The organism is Streptomyces sp. NPDC051020 (assembly GCF_040683105.1).
Classification (GTDB): Bacteria; Actinomycetota; Actinomycetes; order Streptomycetales; family Streptomycetaceae; genus Streptomyces.
Genome location: NZ_JBFBCG010000080.1, coordinates 1 through 23,183, shown reverse-complemented (window position 1 = coordinate 23,183; position 23,183 = coordinate 1). Strand labels below are relative to the sequence as shown.

17 protein-coding genes and 3 pseudogenes are annotated in these 23,183 nt (G+C 69.7%); 15 read left to right on the top strand and 5 right to left on the bottom strand.

What is annotated here, in order from left to right:
• Window positions 1-3 precede the first annotated feature (3 nt).
• Window positions 4-4,062: a Pls/PosA family non-ribosomal peptide synthetase gene (locus AB0N06_RS31095; RefSeq protein WP_366138037.1), complete on the bottom strand. Its 4,059-nt coding sequence runs from the start codon at window positions 4,060-4,062 to the stop codon at window positions 4-6.
• A 664-nt stretch (window positions 4,063-4,726) separates the two neighbouring features.
• Here AB0N06_RS31095 and AB0N06_RS31090 point away from each other — a divergent pair.
• The 4 genes and pseudogenes from AB0N06_RS31090 to AB0N06_RS31075 form a co-directional block, all read left to right on the top strand.
• The gene (locus AB0N06_RS31090; protein ID WP_366138036.1) at window positions 4,727-4,954 is read left to right on the top strand and encodes a hypothetical protein; all 228 of its coding nucleotides are present in this window, start codon (window positions 4,727-4,729) and stop codon (window positions 4,952-4,954) included.
• A gap of 178 nt (window positions 4,955-5,132) precedes the next feature.
• Entirely contained in the window at window positions 5,133-5,570 is a 438-nt protein-coding gene (locus tag AB0N06_RS31085; protein ID WP_366138035.1) for a hypothetical protein, read from the top strand.
• Window positions 5,571-5,604: 34 nt separating this feature from the next.
• Window positions 5,605-6,009: a hypothetical protein gene (locus AB0N06_RS31080; protein WP_366138034.1), complete on the top strand. Its 405-nt coding sequence runs from the start codon at window positions 5,605-5,607 to the stop codon at window positions 6,007-6,009.
• Window positions 6,010-6,012: 3 nt separating this feature from the next.
• A pseudogene (locus tag AB0N06_RS31075) lies at window positions 6,013-6,198 on the top strand (rhamnulokinase); the annotation flags it as partial.
• Window positions 6,199-6,327: 129 nt separating this feature from the next.
• On the opposite strand, the gene AB0N06_RS31070 reads toward AB0N06_RS31075, so the two are convergent.
• A complete protein-coding gene (locus tag AB0N06_RS31070) occupies window positions 6,328-7,401 on the bottom strand; it encodes an enoyl-CoA hydratase/isomerase family protein (RefSeq protein WP_366138033.1) in 1,074 nt (357 codons plus the stop codon).
• 258 nt (window positions 7,402-7,659) lie between these two features.
• On the opposite strand from AB0N06_RS31070, the gene AB0N06_RS31065 reads away from it, so the two are divergent.
• Window positions 7,660-9,864, top strand: a complete 2,205-nt coding sequence (locus AB0N06_RS31065; RefSeq protein ID WP_366138032.1) for a SpoIIE family protein phosphatase — start codon at window positions 7,660-7,662, stop codon at window positions 9,862-9,864.
• Window positions 9,865-9,970: 106 nt separating this feature from the next.
• On the opposite strand, the pseudogene AB0N06_RS31060 reads toward AB0N06_RS31065, so the two are convergent.
• Window positions 9,971-10,084: pseudogene (locus tag AB0N06_RS31060) on the bottom strand (LAETG motif-containing sortase-dependent surface protein); the annotation flags it as partial.
• A gap of 194 nt (window positions 10,085-10,278) precedes the next feature.
• On the opposite strand from AB0N06_RS31060, the gene AB0N06_RS31055 reads away from it, so the two are divergent.
• Window positions 10,279-10,767 (top strand): GNAT family N-acetyltransferase, encoded by a 489-nt coding sequence (locus tag AB0N06_RS31055; RefSeq protein ID WP_366138046.1) that lies wholly within the window; start codon window positions 10,279-10,281, stop codon window positions 10,765-10,767.
• A 21-nt stretch (window positions 10,768-10,788) separates the two neighbouring features.
• Here AB0N06_RS31055 and AB0N06_RS31050 read toward each other — a convergent pair.
• Window positions 10,789-10,992, bottom strand: a pseudogene (locus AB0N06_RS31050) (GNAT family N-acetyltransferase); the annotation flags it as partial.
• On the opposite strand from AB0N06_RS31050, the gene AB0N06_RS31045 reads away from it, so the two are divergent.
• A complete protein-coding gene (locus AB0N06_RS31045) occupies window positions 10,982-11,398 on the top strand; it encodes a hypothetical protein (RefSeq protein ID WP_366138031.1) in 417 nt (138 codons plus the stop codon). The pseudogene AB0N06_RS31050 and the gene AB0N06_RS31045 sit on opposite strands and share 11 nt — an antisense overlap.
• A gap of 488 nt (window positions 11,399-11,886) precedes the next feature.
• On the opposite strand, the gene AB0N06_RS31040 is transcribed toward AB0N06_RS31045, so the two are convergent.
• On the bottom strand, window positions 11,887-13,347 hold the full coding sequence (locus AB0N06_RS31040; RefSeq protein WP_366138029.1) for an APC family permease: 1,461 nt from the start codon (window positions 13,345-13,347) through the stop codon (window positions 11,887-11,889).
• A gap of 239 nt (window positions 13,348-13,586) precedes the next feature.
• Between AB0N06_RS31040 and AB0N06_RS31035 the strand changes: the two genes are divergently transcribed.
• The 8 genes from AB0N06_RS31035 to AB0N06_RS31000 all read left to right on the top strand — a co-directional run bounded on the left by AB0N06_RS31035 (window position 13,587) and on the right by AB0N06_RS31000 (window position 23,031).
• The gene (locus AB0N06_RS31035; RefSeq protein ID WP_366138028.1) at window positions 13,587-15,035 is read left to right on the top strand and encodes an aldehyde dehydrogenase family protein; all 1,449 of its coding nucleotides are present in this window, start codon (window positions 13,587-13,589) and stop codon (window positions 15,033-15,035) included.
• A gap of 99 nt (window positions 15,036-15,134) precedes the next feature.
• Window positions 15,135-16,550: an FAD-dependent oxidoreductase gene (locus tag AB0N06_RS31030; protein WP_366138027.1), complete on the top strand. Its 1,416-nt coding sequence runs from the start codon at window positions 15,135-15,137 to the stop codon at window positions 16,548-16,550.
• An 81-nt stretch (window positions 16,551-16,631) separates the two neighbouring features.
• Complete coding sequence (locus AB0N06_RS31025; RefSeq protein ID WP_366138026.1) at window positions 16,632-17,165, top strand: Lrp/AsnC family transcriptional regulator; 534 nt, start codon at window positions 16,632-16,634, stop codon at window positions 17,163-17,165.
• Window positions 17,166-17,932: 767 nt separating this feature from the next.
• A complete protein-coding gene (locus AB0N06_RS31020; RefSeq protein ID WP_366138025.1) occupies window positions 17,933-18,817 on the top strand; it encodes an ABC transporter substrate-binding protein in 885 nt (294 codons plus the stop codon).
• An 8-nt stretch (window positions 18,818-18,825) separates the two neighbouring features.
• Complete coding sequence (locus AB0N06_RS31015; protein WP_366138024.1) at window positions 18,826-19,800, top strand: amino acid ABC transporter permease; 975 nt, start codon at window positions 18,826-18,828, stop codon at window positions 19,798-19,800.
• Entirely contained in the window at window positions 19,797-20,570 is a 774-nt protein-coding gene (locus tag AB0N06_RS31010; protein WP_366138023.1) for an amino acid ABC transporter ATP-binding protein, read from the top strand. Before AB0N06_RS31015 ends, AB0N06_RS31010 begins: the two co-directional genes overlap by 4 nt.
• Complete coding sequence (locus AB0N06_RS31005; protein ID WP_366138022.1) at window positions 20,570-22,189, top strand: D-aminoacylase; 1,620 nt, start codon at window positions 20,570-20,572, stop codon at window positions 22,187-22,189. The genes AB0N06_RS31010 and AB0N06_RS31005 overlap by 1 nt, the downstream gene beginning before the upstream one ends.
• Window positions 22,186-23,031 carry a serine hydrolase gene (locus AB0N06_RS31000; protein WP_366138021.1) on the top strand — a complete coding sequence of 282 codons (846 nt, stop codon included), beginning with the start codon at window positions 22,186-22,188 and terminating at the stop codon, window positions 23,029-23,031. The genes AB0N06_RS31005 and AB0N06_RS31000 overlap by 4 nt, the downstream gene beginning before the upstream one ends.
• Window positions 23,032-23,183: the final 152 nt, after the last annotated feature.

Here is a 23,183-nt window from a genome sequence, read left to right as displayed (position 1 = left end):
GCCTCAGCTCGCATGCTTCGTCGGCTCGGACCTCGTACAACGCCCGGTGGCCGCGGCGGTGAGCCCTTCGGCGGGGAGCCCGTGCCAGCTCGTTCCCGGCGTCAGCCGCTCGCCCTTCATGACCAGGGACAGTGCCCCGAGCCGGACATCGGCGCCCACCACCGCGTCGTAGAGCACGATCGTCCGGGGGCCGATGCTCGCGCCGGGGCCGACGGTCACCGTCGACATTTTCATCACGCGGTCCTCGAACAGGTGGGTCTGCAGTGAGACCTGCATGCCGATCGCGGCGTCGTCGCCCACCTCCACCAGGTCGAACTCGGTGAGGAACGTGGTTCCGATCCAGGTGCGCCGGCCGATGCGGGCGCCGAACAGGCGGAGCACCGGCGGGAGGAACGGCGTCCCCACCAGGAAGCTCACGCCCTCCGGGACTGCGGCCGCCTCGATGAGTCCGGTGACGAATTCCGTACGGCGCACGAACAGGCTCCACAGGGGCTCGACGCGCGGCCGGTACCTTCCGGCGACCACCCACTTGGCCAGCGCGCAGTACCCGATGACGGCCAGCACCGCGCCCATGGCGAGGAACGGCGACACGAGCAGCGACACCGGTGGTCCTGTACTGCGGGCAGTGCCGATCACGGCCAGCAGGTACAGGAAGGCGCTAGTGGCCAGCACCGAGGCGGGCATGGTGACGCGGAAGAACTCGATGGCCAGGCGGCCGAGCACGGCCTTGCGGGTGGGCCGGAACGTCAGCTCCTCAGGGTACGGCCCACTGGCCTGGCGTACCGGCAGCCGCAGGGCGGGCGAGCCCAGCCAGGTGCTGTCGGCAGGCACTTGGTCCGGAGGCGGCACCGTGCCCACTCCGACCAGAGAGCCCGGGCCGAGCCGCGTTCCGGCGGGAACGAGCGCCGCGTTGCCGACGAACGCGCGTCCGCCTACCTCGGTGGGCCAGAACGCCATGCGGTCGGCCGCGAAGGTCGCGACACCGATGCCGGCCATGTCGGCGACGAAGCTGCCATCTCCGAGCGTGAGCAGGTCCGGGTCTATGTGCGCCGCGGTGGAGACTTCTGCGCGCCGGCCGACGCGGGCGCCGAGCAGCCGCAGCCACGGAACTGTGTAGAGCGTGGCGTAGAGCGAGTTGGTGAGGAGCAGGCTGTGCTCCAGCAGCTTGTCGGCGATCCACTTGCGCACGCCGAGTGCCGAGCGCGCCGGGTGGATCCCCAGGGGTGTCCTCGGCAGGACAGCCCGCTTGCCGACGGCGACGATCACGCACACCGTGACCACGAAGACCGGGCCGGACAGCGCGGTGGCGGCCAGACCGGCGGGCGTGCCGCCGTACAGCCAGGCCCACCAGAGCAGAGCGAAGCTCGGCAGCGGCATGGTGATCACGGCCACTTCCAGCAGGGCCAGGCCGAGCAGGGCGGCGGCCAGCTGCCGCGGCCGCCAGCGGTCCATCTCGGCCCGGCTTCGCAGCATCGACTCGACGAGCGGGGAGAGTGCCTCGACCCGGCGTGCGGGCGATCCGGCGCGGCGCCCTCCGGCGGGGACCGCCTCGTTCGGGCCTGCCACGGACTGCTCGCCAAGTGCGGACTGGGGGCCCAGATGCGCGCCGGGTTCGAGGACCGCATTGGCGCCGACGTACGCCCGCTCGCCGATGGTGATCGGGGCAACCGTGACCCAGCCGTCGACGACCTGCCAGGGACGGAGCGTGGCGTTGTAGCCGACCGTGGCGTCGCGGTCGACGCGCAGCAGCGCGGGCAGGCCGACGAAGCCGGTGGCGATGGTGGTGCGGGGGCCGATGCGCGCGCCGAGGAGCCGCAGGTAGGGGCCCATCAGCGGGGACCCGCTGAGCATCCGCACGGGGCTGATGCCCTGTAGCAGCAGCACGTCCAGCACCCACAGACGCAGGTACGTCGCCCCCCACAGCGGGTACCGACCGGGCCGGATGCCTGCCGCCAGCGGTCGCGCGAGAGCGAGGGGAACGAGCCAGCGTACGGCGGCGTAACCGGCGAGCACGGCGATCGTCGGCGCCACGGCCCCCAGGCCCGATACCTGACCGTGGTGCAGTGCGTAGGGGACAGCCACCGGTCCTGTCAACAGGAAGAGCAGCCCGTAGAAGGCCGCCGCCTGGGCCAGGCCGGCGCGCGCGATCCTCGCGCGGCCGTGCCGCAGGGGCGCCGGGCGGGGCTGCTCCGACGGGCGAGGGGCATCCGCGGAGGCACGCAAGCGTGCCGCGAACGCGCGCACGGTCGGGTTCTCGTACAGGTCGCGCAGTGTGGGGCCGGTCCCGCCGTCCCGGCCGCGCAGCAGCGACACGGCTCGGGCGGCGAGCAGGGAGTGACCGCCGAGATCGGTGAAGAAGTCGGCCTCCGCCGACAGCTCCTCGGGTGCGATGCCGAGCGCCTGCGCCCAGGCGCTGCGTACCCTCGTCTCCAGCTCGCCGCGGGCCGGCGCCACGTGGCCGGTGCCGACGAGGCGGCGGCCGGTCGGTGCGGGCAGCCGCGTGCGGTCGGTCTTGCCGCTCGGCATGACCGGCAGCCGGTCGAGGAAGTCCAGCGCCGAGGGCACCATGTAGGCGGGCAGCGAGCGACGCAGGCGCTCGTGCAGCCGGGCGGCGAGGGCGTCGTCGGTAAGCGCGCCGTTCTTGGTGCGCACGACGTAGGCGGCGAGAACGCGGTCACCGTCGTGCCCATTGCGCCCGGCCACGAGGGCGGTGCCCGCCTGAGCCACGCCGGGGTCCTCCATCAGTACGTTGTCGATCTCGTCCAGCGACACCCGGTAGCCGCGGATCTTCACCTCGGCGTCGGCCCGGCCGAGGTACTCGATCTCCCCTTCGTCGGTCATCCTGCCGAGGTCTCCGGTGCGGTACAGGCGGCCGCCGCCGGGCGCCAGGGGGTGCTCGACGAAGCGGTCGGCGGTCAGGTCCGGCCGGCCCGCGTAGCCACGGGCGAGGCCGGGACCGCCCAGGCAGATCTCGCCGACGGCGCCGTGCGGCACCGGCCGGCGCCGCTCGTCGAGGAGGACCGCCGAGTACGTCGGCAGGGGGCGGCCGATGGTCACCGGTCGCCCCGGCAGAAGTTCCTGCCAGGTCGCCGTGACGGTGGCCTCGGTCGGCCCGTATGTGTTGAGGATGCGCCGTCCCGGCCTGCTCCACCGTTGGACGAGTGAGGCAGGGCAGGCCTCACCGCCCACGACGATGCTGCGGATCCGCGGGAGGTCGCGCGGGATCGTCGCCAGCAGCGTCGGTACGCAGTACAGCATGGTCACGTCGTGCTCCTCGAGGAAGTCGGCGAGTTCGTCGCCGAGCCGTCCCGAGCCGTCCGGTCCGGCGACGAGCGTGGCGCCGGCCGCCCAGGTGGGCCAGATCTCCTCGATGGAGAAGTCGAACGAGATGGTCATGCCCTGGTACACCCGGTCCTGCGGCCGGACGCCGTAGACCGGGGACACGACGCGCAGGAAGTTGCAGATGCTCGACTGGGCGATCTCCACGCCTTTGGGCCGGCCGCTGGACCCCGAGGTGTACATGACGTAAGCGAGAGGATCATCCTCGCCCCCGGCCTCGGCAGGCGGGCGCGAGGACGCCACTGGTGGCAGATCTCCGACGCACGCGTCGATCTCGATCACCGGGCACGCCCGGCAGGGCCGCGCCCAGGTGGCGTCGGCCGCGAGAGCGGACGTGGTCAGCACCACGGTGGCGCCCGCGTCACTCAAGATGAAGGCGACCCGGTCGGGCGGCGCCGCGGGGTCGATCGGCACGAATGCCGCACCCGTCTTGCAGACGCCCAGCATGTACACGTACATGTCCACGGACCGGGGCAGCAGCAGAGCCGCGCGCCTGCCCGGACCGATGCCGATACTGCGCAGCCGGTGGGCGACTCGATTGGCTCGGGCGTCGAGGCCGGCGTAGGTCAGACGGTGTGTTCCGCATTCGAGACCGACGGCCGACGGCGTGCGGTCGCAGGCGTCCTCGAAGAAACAGTGCAGTCTGCCGGCGGTGTCCGCAGCCCTCGGGGCGGTGCGGCCGCGGGCCGGATCGACGGGGAGGGCGACGGTACGCGGGGCCATGGAATCCATCCTTCCGGTCCACGAGGTGCTCGGTCGTTCCCGGTCACTCCTCCAGCCTGGGTGGCGTCCACTGAGAGGACGCTGAGAAACGGATCCACGCGTGACAGCACTGCTCTCCCAGTGGGCGGCCCGCGGCCCCTCCAGCGACGACCACACCCGCGCCGCCAGGAACTCCCATAACTCCGCCTCGCCCGCGACAAAGTCCCGGCAGCCGTACTCGTCGCGGATCTCCCACGCGTGCTCGTACGCCGCCTGCGAGCGCGCCCCGTGCTCGGCGAGCCGCCTTCCTAGGAGTTTGCTGAAGATCTTGCTTCGACTGCCTGACTTGCCCCGCTTCGCCAGTAAATGTCGATCGGGGCAATCTGGTGCAAGTCGGGCGCGATTCCAAGATCGTCAGCGCACTCCTAGCCGGAGGTGACGTCCGGCCGGGTGGGACAGACAGGACGTTGAGGGGGCTTCTGGCCAAGCTCCCAGCAGGTCGTGTTCCACCTGGCCGGAGCCATGGGGAACGGGTCCCGGCAGCCGGACGAACCCATCGCAGGACAGCCCAGCAGGACGTTGGCCGGACCGAGAGCCACGGCCACCGGAACCCGGTGACGAGTATCAATGTCAGACCCATGAGAAATGCTTGATGGTCCGACACCTCTGACCAGGAGATGCTGAGATGCGCAATGACGAACTCGTCGCCGCCCAGGCGTACGTCCGGCTGCTGGAGGCCACTCGGGCCGCCCTCGCGCACCCGGACGAGGCGCCGTTGTACCTGCCCCTGCTCGCCTCACCGATGGCGGAGGCCGACGGTGCGCTGCAACGTGCAGGGCTCTGCGGTAATGAGGCCCGGTTCTTCGACCTCGTGCGGACCCTGCAGCCGAGCATGTCCGGCAGCGGTCGCTGAGCAGCACGAGACATTGCATACCTCGCAGTGTGGCGGACCGGGCTGCGGTGCCGGCGGCGGCCGATTCGTTCCCCAGGGGCAGGAACGGGCGGCCGCCCCCGGTGCCCGCGGGCAAGCCGGGGCACCGCGGCCGGCATGCCGGTGACACAGCGGTGCCACCGCCCCTACGGTGGCTGCCATGACTGCAGCTCCGCGGACGCAAGCACTCGCCCGCCCTCTTCGGGGCGTAAAGGTGTACCCACGCCCGACGATCGGCGCCTGCGTGCCGACGTCCGGAAAGGTGGAGCCGGACCTCGAACCACTGCCCGGGGGAAGGGCCCCGTCCTGCGCGTTCGCCTGCACAGCGGAGCCGGAACCGGCGGCGGAGTACGAAGAGTCCCTCGCCGGGGGTGTGATGCGGGAGCCGGCCGCCGAGGCGGTCACGGACCCGGAGGCCCGCCGTGGCGATCCCGTCGGTGCCCGGGTCGTGGTGCGCACCCTCTCGTGGCACCGGACCGACACCCGCGAGCAGGCGTTCCTCTACCCGCGGCCCTCTCGGTGCGGGAGGCGCTGCGCCGCGTGGCGCAGGACCGGTGAGCCCCTGCTGATCGAGACAAAGGTCAGGCTGTTCTTCTGACCGCAGGCACGACGACAAGGACGGCGGTCCGCCGATGGTTCGAAGCAGCAGGAACGCCCGGCGTCTCGTGGTGAACGACGAGACGTTCCTCTGGTCGGTCGGTCATGACCACGATGTCGAGGAGGGCACGTACCGCAACTGCCGCGAGATCCTCACGATCCGCCACTACCGTGCACGCGGGCGGCTCTTGATCGTATTCCAGGAGGGCACCGGCCGACTCGTCCCCGACGGCTTTCTCCCCTCGGGAGCCGTCGGCACCACGCAAGGCGGCTGGTTGAACCTGCACAAGCCCGGAACCGTCAGGGCCCTGCTCGACGAGGCGGTGTCCGGCGGGTGGCACCCGGACACCCCCTCGACCGAGCAGCTCGACGGCTGGGATCTCTTCGATGCGGTAGCCGCTCGCCGGGGCGCAGGGCCGCCCGAGCTCCCTCACGCGTGATGAACCGGGCTGCCCGTCACCGCCGGTCCCGCCGAGGCAACCGCGCTGGGCAGCATCCTGATGCAGGCGCGCGCCCATGGCCAGGTGGGCGACCTTGCGGCAATGCGGCGACCGGTGGCACGTACCCAGGAGTTGCGTCACTACAGGCCGCGGGGCGACCGTCGGGCATGGGACCGGGCGGCCGCCTGAGCGAAGTTCCGTTCCGTAGGGTGAGCGGGCCCCACGAGCTCCGAAGCAAATGAGCGGGCAACGCCCCGCGCCGCTTCCCGCTCGGCCGCATTTCCCGGTGCATGAGTCGTGCCCGGGTCGCCGCGTGCCTCAGCCGGCGGCCGAGCCGTCACGGGCGAGTCCGAGTTCGCGGCCGCCCAACGGGGTGAAGAACGCTGCCACGTCAGCCGTCGTGACCTGGTCCAGCCGGGCCGGGCTCCACTGCGGGTTGCGGTCCTTGTCGATGATCTGGGCGCGCACACCTTCCACCAGATCGGGCCGGGTGAAGGCGGTGCAGGAGACGCGGAACTCCTGCTCGAGCACCTCCTCCAAGCTGTTGAGGAGCCGGGCGCTGCGCACTGAGGCAAGGGTCGCCTTGAGTGCGGTGGGCGACTTGGCCAGAATCGTCTCGGCGGTCTCCTTCGCGGCGGGTACGCCGCAGTTCTGGAGCCGGCGGACGATCTCCTCGACCGAGTCCGCCGCATAGCAGGCGTCGATCCAGTCGCGATGCGCGGCCAGTTCGGCGACCGGCGCCTCGGTGACGTACCGCCGCACCGCCTCCGTCACGTCGGCGGGCGTGGCGGCCCCGGCCAGCTCCCGGGTCAGTTCCGGAAGGTGCAGCGACGGTACGAAATGGTCCGCGAGCCCGCACAGCAAGGCGTCGGCCGCTCCGACGGCGACCCCGGTGAGCGCCAGGTGGGTGCCGAGTTCACCGGGTGCGGAGGCGAGGAGATGGGTCCCGCCCACGTCGGGTACGAAGCCGATACCGGTCTCCGGCATGGCGACGCGGGAGCGTTCCGTGACGACACGGACGCTTCCGTGGGCCGAGATGCCCACCCCGCCACCCATCACGATGCCGTCCATGAGCGCGACGTACGGCTTGGGGAAGCGGGCGATACGAGCGTTGAGCCGGTACTCGTCACGCCAGAAGTCCAGCGATGCGGAGCCGCCCGCGCGGGCGTCCTCATATACGGCGCGGATGTCGCCGCCTGCGCAGAGGCCGCGCTCCCCCGCCCCGCTGATCAGCACCGCGGTCACCGAGTCGTCGTGTTCTGCCCCGGTGAGGGCTTCGTCGACGTGGAGCACCATGGTGTGGGTCAGCGCATTCAGGGCGCGTGGGCGGTTGAGCGTGATGTGCCGTGTGCGGCCCTCGGTGTGCAGCAGGACGGGGTCTTCGTTGTTCATCAGTGCGCTCCGGTCAGCCCCTGGGTTGTACCGCCCGCCGGTCACGGACGATCTTCCGTTGCTCATTCTGCGGTGGCGGTCCGCAGGTCGAGGCAGCAGGGGTACCACGGAGCCGCAGGGACGCGTTCGGCGGGCCCGTGGGAGCCCCGGGTCCGCTGTGGCAGCACTCGGGGACGAGTTCGACAATTGAGACGCGCACAAGACGCACATACAGGCCGTACTGTCCGCCAATCCGGCCGGACGATCTCCGGAGCAGGAATGACCGACCACGACCGGGAGCCAGACTCCGACCATACGCCCCGCCTGCAGATCGACCGGCCGTACAGTGGCGAGACCGGGACGGAGGAGCGGCTTGCCCTGAATCGCACGGGCAGCTTCGAGTGGGACCTGGATGCGCGGTCACTGGACATCGACGCGGCAGGTCTGCTCGTCTTCGGACTGGACCCGGAGGAGTTCACCCCCGACCCGGGAATTCTCGTTTCGCGGCTCGACCCGGCGGAACGGGCCCGGCTGGAACTTGCGATCGACGAGGCCATCACGGGTGGCCATAGTTCGTACAGCGTCCATTTCCAGGTTCCGCGTGAGAACGGCACCCACCAGTGGACACATGTCCAGGCGCGGATTCTGCGGACGGACGACGGGCGGGCGCACCGGGTCATCGGGGTCGTGCGGGATGCGACGGCGGAGGTCACCCATTCGGCCTTTGTGCTGGACCTGGAGAAACGCCGCCAACGCCAGACCAGCATCGTTGAACGCACAACAAGTGCGATGTCGCGTGCGGTGAGCGTGAACGACGTGACCACCACGCTCGCCGGTCCCAGCAGTCTGGCCATGCTCGGCGCGGACGGTCTCGCCCTCGGTCTGGTGGAGAACACCTCCATGAATGTCATCGCGGTGAGCGGCGTCGCGCCGGAGAGCATCATCGAGATCGGGTCCGGGAACCTCGATCCGCGGTTCCCGCTGGCCGATACGGTCCTCAGCGGTCGGCCCCATTTCATGACCTCAATCGCCGGCCTTCTACGGCGGTATCCGGCCCTGGAGCCGTACACGGACCAGCTGAAGTTCCGCGCCGCCGCCTATCTTCCGCTGGTCGCGCAGGCGCGATCACTGGGCGGTCTCGCGCTCTTCTACTGTGAGCAGACGGCCTTCAACGCCGACGAACGCAACCTGTGTCTGGGGCTCGCGGCGATCGTGGCCCAGTCACTGCAGCGGGCGACCCTCTTCGACGAGGAGCGGGAGTTCGCCACCGGGCTGCAGTCGGCGATGCTTCCCCGGCGGATCCAGGAGATCGAGGGCGGCGAGATAGCCGTGCGGTACCACGCGGCACGCAGCGGGCGGCAGGTCGGCGGCGACTGGTACGACGTGATCGCCCTGCCCAAGCACCGCTTCGGCATCGTCGTGGGCGACGTGGAAGGACATGACACCCATGCGGCCGCCATCATGGGCCAGCTGCGCATCGCCCTGCGCGCGTACGCGGGCGAGGGACACCCTCCGGCGACGGTGCTGGCCCGGGCCTCGCGCTTTCTCGCCGAACTGGACACGGACCGCTTCGCCACCTGCACATACGCCCAGGTCGACCTCCCCTCGGGCACCGTACGCGTGGTCCGCGCCGGGCACTTCGGTCCGCTGATCCGGCACATGGACGGCCGCGTCGGCACTCCGCAGATACAGGGCGGTCTGCCTCTCGGGCTCTCCACGGACTTCGGGAACGAGGAGTACCCGGAGACGCGTCTCGACCTGGTGCCCGGCGAGACCCTTGTCCTGTACACCGATGGGCTGGTGGAGAAACCGGGCGCCGATATCGAATCAGGTGTCCGTGTACTGATCCACGAGGTGAGCACGGGGCCCGCGAGTGCGCAGGCGCTGGCCGACCATGTGTCCGACCGGCTCTGGGAGCACTGGGACGCGGGGGACGATGTGGCATTGCTGATCCTCCGGCGCAGTCCGGACCCGGGTTCGCGGCGGGCGCCGCGCCTGCACCAGTACATCCACCAGGCGGATCCCGAGGGTCTCTCCGACGCCCGCTCCATCGTGCGTCAGGCACTGCAGGACTGGAACATGGCCGATCTCGCCGACGATGCCGAACTGGTCACCGGTGAGCTGCTGGTGAATGTGCTTCTGCACACCGAAGGCGGGGCTGTGCTCACGTTGGAGGTCCTTCCGGAGCCTGTCCGCCGGGTGCGGCTTTCGGTGCAGGACCGCTCCAGTGCCTGGCCGAGGCGCCGGACTCCCGGCGAAACGGCGACATCGGGACGCGGCCTGCTGCTCCTCGACGCCGTCGCCGTTCGCTGGGGCGTCGAGCCGCGCGGCGAGGGGAAGGCGGTGTGGTGCGAGATCGGACCTGCCACACCGCCCGCCTCCGGGCCCCCGGTCACTGCCGCGGCGACTGCCATGGAGGCCCATGAGTCCGCAGAGCCTGCGGATACCCCGGATCCATCCGAGCCCACGAAGGAACGACGTTGAGGAAGCAGTGAGGAGCGCGCCGTCACACACTGCGTGATGCGGCACGCCCCTCGCCCGGCGGTCCCTGCGCGGTCCTGCGCCCGAACCAGCGGACTACTGAGCTACGTCAGCCCTGCGCGGTGCGACGCTTGAGCACGGACCACATGATGCCGCCACCGGCCAGCAGCACGGCGACAGCCGCACCACCGATGATGGGCGTGGTGGACGACGAACCCGTCTCGCCGCGGCCTCGCCGAGCTGGGGCTCGGCGAGGCCGCGGCAGGCGTGGTCTCGGGGAAGTTCTGGCTCGCCGTGGCGCGCACCCCAGCTCCTGTACCCGAGCCCCCGCCAGATGGGGGTCACCCGCAGAATCCGACGATGTTCGGGGCGGGTAAATTGCTGGAGGTCGCGTTCCCGTTCAGGCATCCTGACCGCATGTTGATCAGGGAAGCCAACCCCGAGGACTGGGCCGCCATATGGCCCTTCTTCCACACCATCGTCGCCGCAGGTGAGACCTTCACCTATCCGACGGATCTCGGCCAGGACCAAGGCCGTGACTGGTGGATCCTGCCATCCCCCAACCGGACCGTCGTCGCGGTGGACGACTCGGGTACGGTCCTGGGCACGGCAAAGATGAACCGCAACCACATGGGCAACGGATCGCACATCGCGAGCGCCAGCTACATGGTCGACCCGGCGCACTCCGGGCAGGGCGTGGGGCGCGCGCTATGCGAATACACGATGCAGTGGGCGCGTGCTGCGGGCTACCGGGCGATGCAGTTCAACGCGGTTGTGGAGACCAACGTCCATGCGGTGAACCTGTACCGGGCACTCGGCTTTGAGGTACTGGGCACCCTGCCGGAGGGCTTCCGCCACCCAGAGAAGGGCTATGTCGGGCTGCACATCATGCACCGCACTCTGTGAGAAGCGCCGGGGACTGGCCCGGAAGGCATGAGCTCCGCCGTCCCAGGCAACGTTGACGAAGCCGATCAGAGAGCCGTCTTCCCACGCGCAGACCCAGCCGAGGCTGTGGCGCTCAAGTCGTGCTCGCCAGTCGATCTGAGTGACCGGGTGGCCGAAGCCGTCGGCGTGCAGCGCGTTGAGGGAGGCGTTCTCGAAGTCGCCCCGCCACTCGTACTTGATCGACACGCCGCGATCTTATGTCCCTGCCGAGCGCTGTACTGACCGGATTACGGAGCGAGGAGGACCCGCTTACGAGCAGTTGAAAACCGGCGCGGCCGAACATCTGGTGCTTGAGCACCTTGATGCGGTTGACGTGGCCTTCGACGCCGCCGGAGTTCCAGGGCAGGGTCAGGCCGGCGATGACGGCGCCGAGGTCGCGATCGATACCGGCGGCGAGGGTATGGAGGCTGGGCAGGTCGTCCTGCCGCACGGCGTCGAACCGGTCCGGCGGGCGCTCACCCTGGCGCTCGGTAAGCATGGCCGCGAAGGAGCGGACGTGCCGGGTGAGCGCGTCGAGTTCGGGTGGTTGCCACCAGCTCGACGGAGCATTCCTCGCCGCCGTTGTACGAATACCGATGGGCCACGCGCTTGATCGTCTCGGGGGCGAACACCGGCAGCGCGGACTTGCAGGTCGCGGAGTTCTCGCGGGGGAAAGCCCACGTTACGGGCGCTGTCGCGGGAGGTGGTGCGCTGGGCGCGAACCGGGCACGGCTGGCGCTGGCCCTTGGTGAACCGCGCCACGATCAGCGGGGCCACTGTGGGCGAGGAAGTCGGGTAGCGACCGTGCCACCCCTTGCTGACCTGGCCCTGAGGGCAGGTCACCTGCCCTCAGGGCCACCACAGCCCGTCCAGGCGGTCTCTCACCCACATCGCTGTCGTACCGCCCGGATTACTCGCCCGCGCGACCTGCGCAGTCAGAGACGGGACTTGCTCACCCGACGGGGACGGAGAGACAACGGACACCTCGACAACTGCATCGGCCTTCGAAGCAGCCCCGGTCATGCCCGCTGATCACGCTGCCGCACTGGAAAACCCCAAGATCCCCGACGGAGTCAAGCTGAAGCCTGTGCGCCGGCCTGGTCAGGCCGGGCGGTCGTCGGTGAGGTGCCGGTCCTGCACCTTGGTCCGGTACAGCCACAGCAGTACCGCCACGACCAGCACGGCGAGTGCCACTCCCAGTTCTGTGTAGCCGCCGTATCCGGTGATGGAGAAGCCGGTCGCGCCCACCACCAGCACCACGGTGAGGAACCCGGTCAGCGTCCAGGCCAGGGGCACGAAGAACCGGGGCAGCCGGATGGGACGCACGGCGTCGGGACGGTCCTTGCGCAGCAGCGCGAAACCGGAGACCGCCAGCACATGCGTGAGGATGTATCCCAGGTTGCCCGTGACGATGATGGCCAGCGGGGTCTGAAGCACCGTCAGCACGAAGACATTGAGCACCAGGGCCACCAGCAGCGCCCGGGCCGGCACCCCGCGCTTGTTCAGCACCCCCACCTGCCTGATGGTGAGCCCCGCCTTGCCCATCTCGTACAGCACCCGGGAACCGTCCGCGAGACCGGTGATCATGATGAGCAGCAGCGAGGCGATGAGGAAGACCACCATGAGGTCGGAGGCGCCGCCCACCAGGTCCTGGAAGGCTCCGATGAAGAAGGTGGTGGGCTTCTCGCCGATGGCCTTCTCGCCGACGTACCCCGACAGGGTCAGTGGCAGCAGGATGAACACACCGAGGGAGAACAGCACACCGGCGCGCAGGGCCCGGGAGGTGTCGCGCACCGTGTCCTTGTACTCGGGGGCGAAGGTCGCGCACACCTCCACTCCGAACGACGTCCACGCCATGACGTACAGCCACACCAGCGCCTCGCGCAGTCCCGCAGCGCCGTGCAGATTCCAGTGCAGGCCTTGCGCGCTCCAGTCACCGGAGAACAGCGGCAGGACGATGAATACGGCGAGCGGCACAAGTAGCGCACCGCCGGTGACGTAGACGACCCACATGGCGACATGCAGGCCGATCATCGCCGCGCCGAACAGCAGCAGCATCACGAGCAGGCCCACAGCTATGGGGAAGTCCACCTTCGCCGGCCCGAACTCCAGGCTCCAATCCTGGCCGGGGAACCACTGGGCCTGGACGAACGAGCCGATGAGTCCGGAGTAGACGGCGAGGGCCGTCGTCCAGGGGAACCAGTAGCCGATGCTCGCGATCGGACCCACCACGGGTGCCCGCTTCTTCCAGCCCTCGGTCGCGTAGTGCGCGATCCCTCCGGAAGAGTCGGGGAACATCGCGGCCATCTCGGTGTAGATCCAGTTGGTCGCGGTGGCCAGCACCATCGAGGCCGCCCACAGGGCGATCGCACCCCAGGCGCCGAGTCCGCCGATGGAGGCGCCGAGCGAGGCGATGAGTGCCGCCGGCATGGTCAGCGACATCGCGAATCCGTCGAACCAGCTCATCTTCTTCGGCAGTGCCGGGGCGGACGCACCCGCCGATCCCGACGAGTCCGAAGGGTCCGGCGAGGGCGGGGCTGGGATCTGTGGCTGGGATGACATGGCGTTCCCCTCAGGGTGGGCGCAGACAGGAGAGTCGATGGGGCCTGGTTATAGGTGAACGAAAAACACCTGTCAATACTCACGAACAAGCAATGGACGACTTTCACTTTTGCTCATTCCGCAGTCTTGACAGTTCTTGATTGCTCAGTGAGTCTCCAGTCATCGCACCGGACTCGGGCCGGCGCGGCCCAGAGCCGACGCGCCCTTTCCCGGTCAGGACAGGACAGAGAGGCCAACGCATGACCACCCCGACCGCCGACCGGCACCAGCTCTTCATCAACGGCGCATACACCGAAGGCACCTCCGGGACCACCCACGAGGTCATCAGCCCCGCGACGGGCGAACTCGTGGGCACCTTCCCGCTGCCCGCGGCCGCCGACGTCGACGCCGCGGTGCGTGCCGCCAACGAGGCCCAGCGGGCCTGGGCCTCGACCAATGTGTGGACCCGTGCCGAGCTCTGCCACCGCATCGGTACGGAACTCGGCAAGCGCGTGGACGAACTCGCCCGCCTCCAGTCCCTGGAGCAGGGCAAGCCGCTTGCCGAGTCCGTCGCCGACATCGAGGAGGCGGCCAAGCTCTTCCACCTGCACGCCGAGGACGCTGTACGACTGCACGGTGAGACGCTGCCCTCCACCGACAACACCAAGCGGATGTTCACCTTCCAGCGCCCGGTGGGCACTTGGGGCATCATCACGCCGTGGAACTTCCCGCTGCTGATGCTCGCGGAGTTCGTCGCCCCCGGTCTCGCCACCGGCAACGCCCATGTCGTCAAGCCGCCGGCCAACACCCCGCTCACCGTTCTCAAGGCGATGGAAGCATTCGTTGCCGCCGGACTGCCCGACGGTCTCGTCAACATCGTGCCCGGAGAGGGCGACACCGGTGATGCGCTGGTACGCCACGAGGGCATCCACGCGATCGGGTTCATCGGCTCCACCGCGACCGGCGCGAAGATCCAGTCCGCCGCCGGACTCAAGCGCTCCATCATGGAGTGCTCGGGCAACGGGCCGCTCGTCGTCCTCGCCGACGCCGATGTCGAGGCCGCCGCCAAGGCCGCTGTCAACGGCGCCTATCCGTGCGCCGGACAGGTCTGTTGCGCCACCGAACGCGTCATCGTGCACGCGGACATCCACGACGAGTTCGTCGAGGCCGTGCTCCGCGAGGCCCAGCGCATCACCCTCGGCGACCCGTTCGATCCCAAGACGGTTCTGGGCCCCCTCAACAACGAGGGCGTCGCGGCCAAGATGGACCGCCACATGGCGGACGCCCGCGAGCGCGGCGCACGCATCCTGCTCGGCGGCAAGCGCGCTTCGGGACACCCCACAGACCTCTACTACGAGTTCACCGTGGTGGACGGGGTGCCCGAGGACAGCCTGCTGTCCCGCGAGGAGTCCTTCGGCCCGGTCGTCCCGATCATCACCGGGCAGAACGAGGACGACCTTCTGCGCATCGCCAACGACGACAAACTGGGCCTCCAGGGTGCCGTCTTCACCCGCAGCATGACCTCCGCCTTCCGCTTCATCGAGGAGATGGAGGTAGGCCAGGTCGTCGTGAACGAGAGCAACAACTGGTGGGACATCAACATGCCTTTCGGTGGAGCCGGCAGCCGCTCCACCGGCTGGGGCCGCATCGGCGGCAAGTGGACGCTCATGGACATGACCGACACCCGTACCGGCGTCATCAGTCTCTGACCGCGGCGCTCACCCGACCGTCCGCCGACCGGGGCCCCGACCAGCGTCGGGGCCCCGGCCCGCACTGCCCCACCAAGCCGGCAACGAGGTACCCGCCACATGACCACCGCAGCCCCGCGCCCCACCGACCACCGCAGCCGACTGCGTGACACGAAGGCCGCCCCCTACTGGCTGGACCGGCCCGAGCACCCCGCACCACTGCCCCGGCTGACCGCCGACACCACCTGCGATCTCGCCGTCGTCGGCGGCGGTTACACCGGGCTGTGGACCGCCCTGCTTGCCAAACGCGCCCACCCCGAACGGGATGTCCTCGTCCTCGAACAGAACACCTGCGGCCACGCGGCCAGTGGCCGGAACGGCGGATTCTGCTCCCCCAGCATCACCCACGGTCTCGCCAACGGCGCCGACCGGTGGCCCACCGAGGCCGGGCTGCTGCACCGCCTGGGCATGGACAACTTCGATGCCTTCCGGCGGGATCTGGACACCCACGGCATCGACTGCGGATTCGTGCGCAGTGGCAAGGTCACCGTCGCCGCCACGCCATGGCAGGCGAATGGGCTCAAGGACGCCCACGTTCTCGCCCACCGGTACGGCGAACAGACCCGGCTGCTGGACCGCGACGAACTGCGGAGCTACGTCGACTCCCCCCTGTGGACCGCCGGCCTCTGGTCCCCCGCCTACGCGCTCCTCGACCCTGCCCGGCTCGTCTGGGGCCTGCGCGCCGCCTGCCTCGACCTCGGGGTCCGCATCGCCGAGCACACCGAGGTCACCGCCCTGACCACCCGTCACGCCGGACGGGTCCGCCTCTCAACTCCCTATGCCGCGGTCGGCGCCCGGCAGGTCGCCCTCGCCACCAATATCTACCGGCCCCTGCTCAAGCGCCTCTCGCTCAGCATGATTCCGGTCTACGACTACGCGTTGACCACCGAACCCCTGAGTGCTGAGCAACTCGCCGCCATCGGCTGGAGCGGCCGGCACGGAATCACCGACGCGGGCAACCAGTTCCACTACCTCCGCAAGACCGACGACAACCGCATCCTGTTCGGCGGCTACGACGCCATCTACCACTACGGCAACCCGGTCGACGAGCGCCTCACCCAGCGGCCCGCGACCTTCGACACCCTCGCCGCCCAGTTCGCCGAAGCCTTCCCCGCCCTCGCCGACGTCCGCTTCTCGCACTCGTGGGGCGGTGTCATCGACTCCACCACCCGCTTCTGCATGTTCGCCGGCACCGCCGCGCGCGGCCGGATCTCCTACGCCCTCGGCTTCACCGGACTCGGCGTCGGCGCCACGCGCTACGGCGCCCAGGTCATGCTGGACCTGCTCTCCGGCCGGCGCACGGAACGGCTCCGGCCCGCCATGATCCGCCGCCCTCCGATGCCCTTCCCCCCGGAGCCGGTCCGGTATCTCGGCGTCGAGGCCACCCGATGGTCCCTGGCCCGCGAGGACACGCACGGCCATCGCAACCTGTGGCTGCGCACCCTGGACCGACTCGGCCTCGGCTTCGACTCCTGAGCCCGGCAGGATAGGCACGTACGACCAAAGATCCAGGCCCGCACACCGTGGCGGGCCGTACATGAGAGCCGGAGCAACAGCATGAGCACGCTGGGTGGCAGCCCCCTGGACGACACCGACCGCCAGATCATCGCCGCACTCCAAGCGGACGGCCGCCGCCCGTACAGCCAGATCGCCGACGAACTGAACATCCCCGCCTCCTCCGTGCGATACCGCGTCCAGCGCATGGAGGACAACGGCACCCTCCAGATCGTCGGCATCGCGAACCCGCTCACCATCGGCTTCGATCGGTTCGCCATGGTCGGCATCCGGGTCAGGCCGGGCAGCGCTCAGGAGGTCTGCCGACGGCTGCGGGAGCTGCCCGAGACCTCGTACGTCATCATGACGGCAGGCACCTACGACGTGATGGCGGAGGTGATCTGCCGGGACACCAACCACTTCACCGACCTGATGAACCGCAGGCTGCATCACATCGACGGAGTCGTCTCGACCGACTCCTTCTTCGTGCTGGAAGTGCACAAGCTGGCGTACGGCTGGGGCGTCGGAGAGGTGGACACCTCGCTGCTCGACGCCCCGCAGCCGCCGCTCAGCGCCGGTCTCGACCAGCGCGCCTGAGCCGCGCCGCGAGCGTCGGCTCGCGAATCCCCTGTTCACATGGCTGTGATGGGTGCCGTCGGTGAGGAACTGATGCGTCCTCACGCCTTCGAAGGTCCGGATCGGCACGCCGACGTCGCACGAGCCGGGCTGCCGCATCGCGCAGGAACGAGTCGCCCAACCGGCGCGCGGTGGCGGATCGACGACCATGTGCCCGTCGATCCGCCACCGCGTCCGCCGGAATCCTGCCGTACTGCGCGTCGATCACCCGAAAGTGCGGCCTCGTCCGCAGCGGCATGCAGCGGCCTGCCCGGTCCACCGGTGACGGCAGGGCCCCCATGCGGCCATGCGCCTCTTCGCGTGCGCCGCGCCCGCCCCGATCGGCGGGTCGGGCCCCGATCGCCTCCACCACCCGTACGGCGAGCAGTGTCACTGCGGTCCACGTCGACACGGTGGGGACGCCAGGCCGTGGTCGCGGGCAAGGACGAAGGCGGAGACGGCGACGTGGATTCCGATGCGGCCGGGGACTCGGATGCGGACGGCCGGCCGCTGTCCGTGACGTTGCCGAGGAGCCCATGGTGCCCGCGCGCAGTCCGTCGGTACCGAGCAGCAGCGCGCCGGCCGAGCGGTTGTCGCATGCGATGCCCCGTTCCCGTTCGGCGACCGGTTCGCCTGGACTCGGAGCCGTACAGATTTCGATGGTCAGGCATGAATAGCTTCATCATCTTCCATTCACCCGGGCGCGACTGCCAGCATCGGCGCACCGCCACCCCGTGAGGGAGAATCCGATGAATCGTCCCCGTTCTCTGCGCTGTCTGGCAGCCCTCGCCGTCCTGGCCCTCGCGGCCACGGCCTGTGGACGCTCCAGTCAGGGCGACGCCCCGTCCGGCAGCGCCTCGCAGACCGCCACCGGCCGGACCGCAGCCGAACTGCTCCCTGCTCAGTACCGGCAGAAGGGTGTGCTGCGCGTGGCCACCGCGGTCGGCTATCCGCCGATGGAGATGTACGCGCCCGGGACCACCCGGCTCACCGGTGTCGACCCCGACCTGGCCAAGGCCATCGCCCAGCGGCTCAAACTGAAGCTCGAACTCACCAATGCCGCCTTCGACGGACTGATCCCGGGGCTGGAATCCGGACGGTTCGACCTGGTCATGTCATCCATGACCGACAGTGCTCAGCGGCGCCAGGCGGTCGACTTCGTCGACTACTTCCGCACCGGCGGCGTGATCATGACGAAGAAGGGCAATCCGCAGGGCATCAACTCACTCGCGGACCTGTGCGGGAAGAGCGTCGTCCTCGCCAAGGGCAGCTCGAACCTCCAGATCGGCGAGGAACAGAACGCCAAGTGCCAGAAGAAGATGCGGATCTCCCAGAGCGAGGACGCACCGACCGGGCTGCTCCAGCTGGACAGCGGACGTGCGGTCGCGACCATCGTCGACTATCCCGTCGCCAAGATGTTCACCAAGAAAAACAACGCGTACGAGGTCCTGCCGGAGCAGTACGGCACCGCCCCGTGGGGCATCGCGGCCGCGAAGAGCCAGGCCGGACTGCGCGACGCTGTCCACAAGGCCCTGCAGGAACTGATCGACGACGGCGCTTACAAGAAAATCCTCGACACCTGGGGAGTCGGCGACAGCGCCGTACCCGCAGCCACCGTCAACGACGGGCAGTGAGAACCGACATGAGCCACCAGAAGATACCCGGCGCCGCCCTCGGCGCGGCGCCGGATCCGGCCCCCGCGGAAGCGAGACCGCAGGAGGACGACCTGTCCCTCCAGGTGACCAAACGCCCTCGTCCCGGGCGCTGGCTGGCGGTCCTTGCCGCGGCGCTGTTCGCGGTGTGGCTCGCCTACACCGTCATCGTCAATCCCAATCTGCACTGGGACATCGTCGCCGCGTACCAGTTCGACGGCGTGATCCTCAAAGGCCTCGGGGTGACCATTCAGCTCACCCTCGTCTCGATGGCTCTCGGCATCGCCATCGGGATCGTCGTCGCGGTGATGCAGCTTTCCGACAGTCCCGTACTGCGTCTCACCGCCGGCGCCTACACCTGGTTCTTCCGGGGCACCCCCCTGCTGGTCCAGCTCATCTTCTGGTTCAACCTGGCCCTGCTGTTCCCGGTGATCAGTATCGGTATCCCCTTCGACGGCCCCAAACTCATCAGCTGGCAGTCCAACCAGGTCATCACCGGATTCGTAGCGGCACTGCTCGGCCTGTCCATCAACGAGGGCGCTTACATGGCCGAGATCGTTCGGGCCGGTATTCAAAGCGTGGACCCCGGCCAGCGCGAGGCAGGCGCGTCCATCGGTATGTCGAACCGTCAGATCCTTTCCCGCATCATCCTTCCGCAGGCGATGCGGGTCATCATCCCGCCGTTCGGCAACCAGTTCATCTCCATGCTCAAGACGACTTCGCTGGTCTCGGTCATCGCCGGCGCCGATCTGATGACCGTCTCCCAGCACCTCTACCTCGCCAACTTCGAGGTGGTAGCGCTGCTCCTGGTGGCTTCGCTCTGGTACCTGGTGCTCACCACGATCGCCAGCATCGGCCAGCACGCCGTCGAACGCCGCTACAGCCCCGGCGCCGCTCCCGGGCTGCGGAGCAGGGTCCTGACCAATCTCGTACCCCGGCGTGCCAAGAAGGGGGCAGCGGCATGAACGACGTGATCCTCAAGGCCCGCGGGGTCCGTAAACGATTCGGTGACACCGAGGTGCTCAAGGGCATCGATCTCGACGTCGGCAGCGGTGAGGTGCTCTGTGTCATCGGCCCCTCCGGGTCCGGGAAGTCCACGCTGCTGCGCTGCTTCAACCACCTTGAGCAGATCGACGCGGGGCGGGTGTGGATGAACGGTGAACTGATCGGCTACGAGCAGCACGGCCCGTCCGGCCGAGTGCTGCGGGAACGGCGCCCGCGCGACATCCGACGCCAGCGCGAACGGATCGGCATGGTGTTCCAGCGGTTCCACCTGTTCCCGCACCGCACGGCAGTGCAGAACGTGATGGAGGGGCCGGTTACCGTCAAGGGCCGGTCCCGAGCGCAGGCCGAGAAGCAGGCCCGGCAACTGCTGGCCGACGTCGGTCTCGCGGACCGGGCGGACCACTACCCGGGGCAGCTGTCCGGCGGGCAGCAGCAGCGCGTGGCAATCGCCCGCGCACTGGCCATGGAGCCCACGCTCATGCTCTTCGACGAACCCACCTCCGCCCTCGATCCCGAACTCGTCGGCGAGGTCCTGGGCGTCATGCGCGACCTGGCCCGCAGCGGTATGACGATGGTCGTGGTCACGCATGAGATGGGTTTCGCCCGCGAGGTCGCCGACCGTGTCCTGTTCATGGATCAGGGCGCCGTCGTCGAGGCGGGAAGCCCGGAGCTTCTGTTCACCGACCCGCGGCACGACCGCACGCGGGCCTTCCTGTCGACGGTGCTGTGATGGGCCGCCCTCTCGATCTGCTGCTGCGTGGCGGCACGCTCGTCGACGGAACCGGCGCACCCGCCAGGGAGGCGGACATCGCGGTGGTGGACGGGCGGATCGCCGTGCTCCCCGCCGGTACCCCGGCGGCGGCGGCCGAGACCCTCGATGTGACGGGCCGGGTCGTCACACCCGGTTTCATCGATGTGCACACGCACTCCGATGCCCTCGCGGCACCCCTCGGCAGCGCCGGCACCACGGAGCCGACAGACGATCTCCGCCTCGCGCCGCTGCTTCAGGGCGTCACCACGGAGATCTGCGGCAACTGCGGGACCAGCCTGTTCCCCTCGCTCCCGGAACGGCTGCCAGTACTCGCCGAACATCTCAGGGTGACGTTCGGACTCGGCCCGGTCCGGCCGGCGGTGGACTTCGACACATTCGCCGCCGGGCAGGACCCCGCCCTGCGTCGCACCCATATCGCCTCGCTCGTCGGCCATGGCACGCTGCGCGCGGGAGTGATGGGCTTCGAGGCCCGCCCACCCGGGCCCGACGAACTGGACACCATGTGCGCGCTGCTGGACCAGGCGCTGACCCAGGGAGCAGCCGGCCTGTCCACCGGGCTGATCTACCCGCCCGGCACCTACGCCGACACCGAGGAGATCGTCGCGCTGGCCAGGGTCGCCGCCCGCCATGGCAAGCCCTACGTCACTCATCTGCGCGACGAGATGTCTCAGGTGGAGTCGGCCCTGGAGGAGGCCCTGGAGATCGCGGTCCGCTCCGGCGCCCCGTTGCAGATCTCCCACCACAAGACCGCGGGCCGGCACGCCTGGGGTGCCACGCTGCGCACCCTGCCCCGGCTGGAACAGGCCCGAGCCGAAGGCGTGGACGTGCTGTGCGACGTCTATCCGTACACTGCGGGAAGCACCGTCCTGCACGCCATGCTGCCCCCGTGGACGAGCGAGGGCGGTGTCAGCGCTCTGCTGGAACGGCTGCGCCGGCCGGAAACGCGCGACCGGATCAGGGCGGACATCGCTCATGGCGTCAAGGGGTGGGAGAACACCGTGGGAAACGGTGGCTGGGATCTCATCACGGTGGCCGCCGCGCAGGCCCACCCCGAGGCCGAGGGCCGCAGCATCGCCGACCTCGCCGCCGAGCGCGGCATCCACCCGGTCGACCACGCGTGCGACCTGTTGCTTGCCGAGCAGGGCGAAGTGACCATCATCAGCCACTCCATGCGTGAGGACGACGTACGACGGGTGCTCGCCAGCCCGTTGTCGATGATCGGCTCGGACGGCGTCCCCAAACCCGGTCGGCCGCATCCTCGTTGGGCGGGGAGTTTCGCCCGTGTACTCGGCCATTACGGCCGCGACAAGCAGCTGCTCCCGTTGGAGAGCGCGGTGCACAAGATGACCGGACTGCCGGCGCGGCGGTTCGGACTCACCGGCCGCGGTGTGGTCCGCGACGGCGCCCTCGGCGATCTGGCCGTGCTCGACCCGGCGTCGGTGCGCGACACCGCCACCTTCGACCGTCCCCTCCTGGCACCGGAAGGCATCGATACCGTCGTAGTGGCGGGACGGGTCGCAGTAAGAGGTGGCTGCCCGACCGCGGCACGGGCGGGAGAAGTGGTGAGGATCCGATGAGTCTGGCCCAAGTGACCGCGGCGGCGCGGCGCTCGGCCGCGCTGCCACTCACCCTGGCTGTCGCCGCCGTCGACATCGACGGCGGCGAGACGGTGGGGGTCGACGAGCGCACCGTTCTGCCGGTCGCCTCCGCCTCGAAACTGCTGCTGCTCGCCGAGGTCGCACGCCGGCTGGACACCGGGGAGCTGCTCGCCGACCGAACCGTGGACATCCTCGACGAGGACGTGGCGGACGGTACCGGTCTGCTGCGCCGGATGAGCAGGCGCGGCTGGACCGTCGAGGACCTGGCCTGGCTGACCGCTTCGGTGAGCGACAACACCGCCACCAACGCATTGCTGCGCCTGGTGGGGCGCGAGTCCACGGCCCTGCTGGCGGCGGATCTCGGGCTCGACCGCCTCACGCTGCACGACAAGGTCCGTGACATCCGGGGCCCGGACGTGCCCCCCGTCTTCGCCACCGGCACCGCACAGGACCTGGCGCGGCTGGTGACCCATGCGGTACGCGGCACGATGAGCTCCCCGGCAGCCTCCGCCGGGCTGCTGCGCTGGATGCGCGCCAACACCGACCACGGCCTGGTCCCCGCCTTGGTGGATCACGACCCTTACGCCTCGGGCTTCCCGGACCCGCTGCCCGACGGGCTTCTGATCGCCAACAAGACCGGCACCGACACCGGGGTGCGCGCCGACGCCGGTGTCATCGTCGGGCGGCGCCGACTGGCCTATGCGGTGGTGGCGCACTGGGACACGGTGCTGGGCCCCAGCACCGAGCGGGCCGCGGTGCATGCCATACGGGACGTCGGCCGGACTCTCGCTGCCTGTGCCCGACGCGGGCCTGCCGAGTGAGGTGCGGGCCCCCGGAAGAGGCGGGCCCGGGTGGTCACGACGGGCGGTGCTCGGTGGCTGACCGTGCGGAAGCCGGCTGCGAGCTGGGCCAGGACAGCGCGGCCTCCGGCCCGGTCCTGCACGGAAGCGGAGGTGACCGCGACGACCAGCAG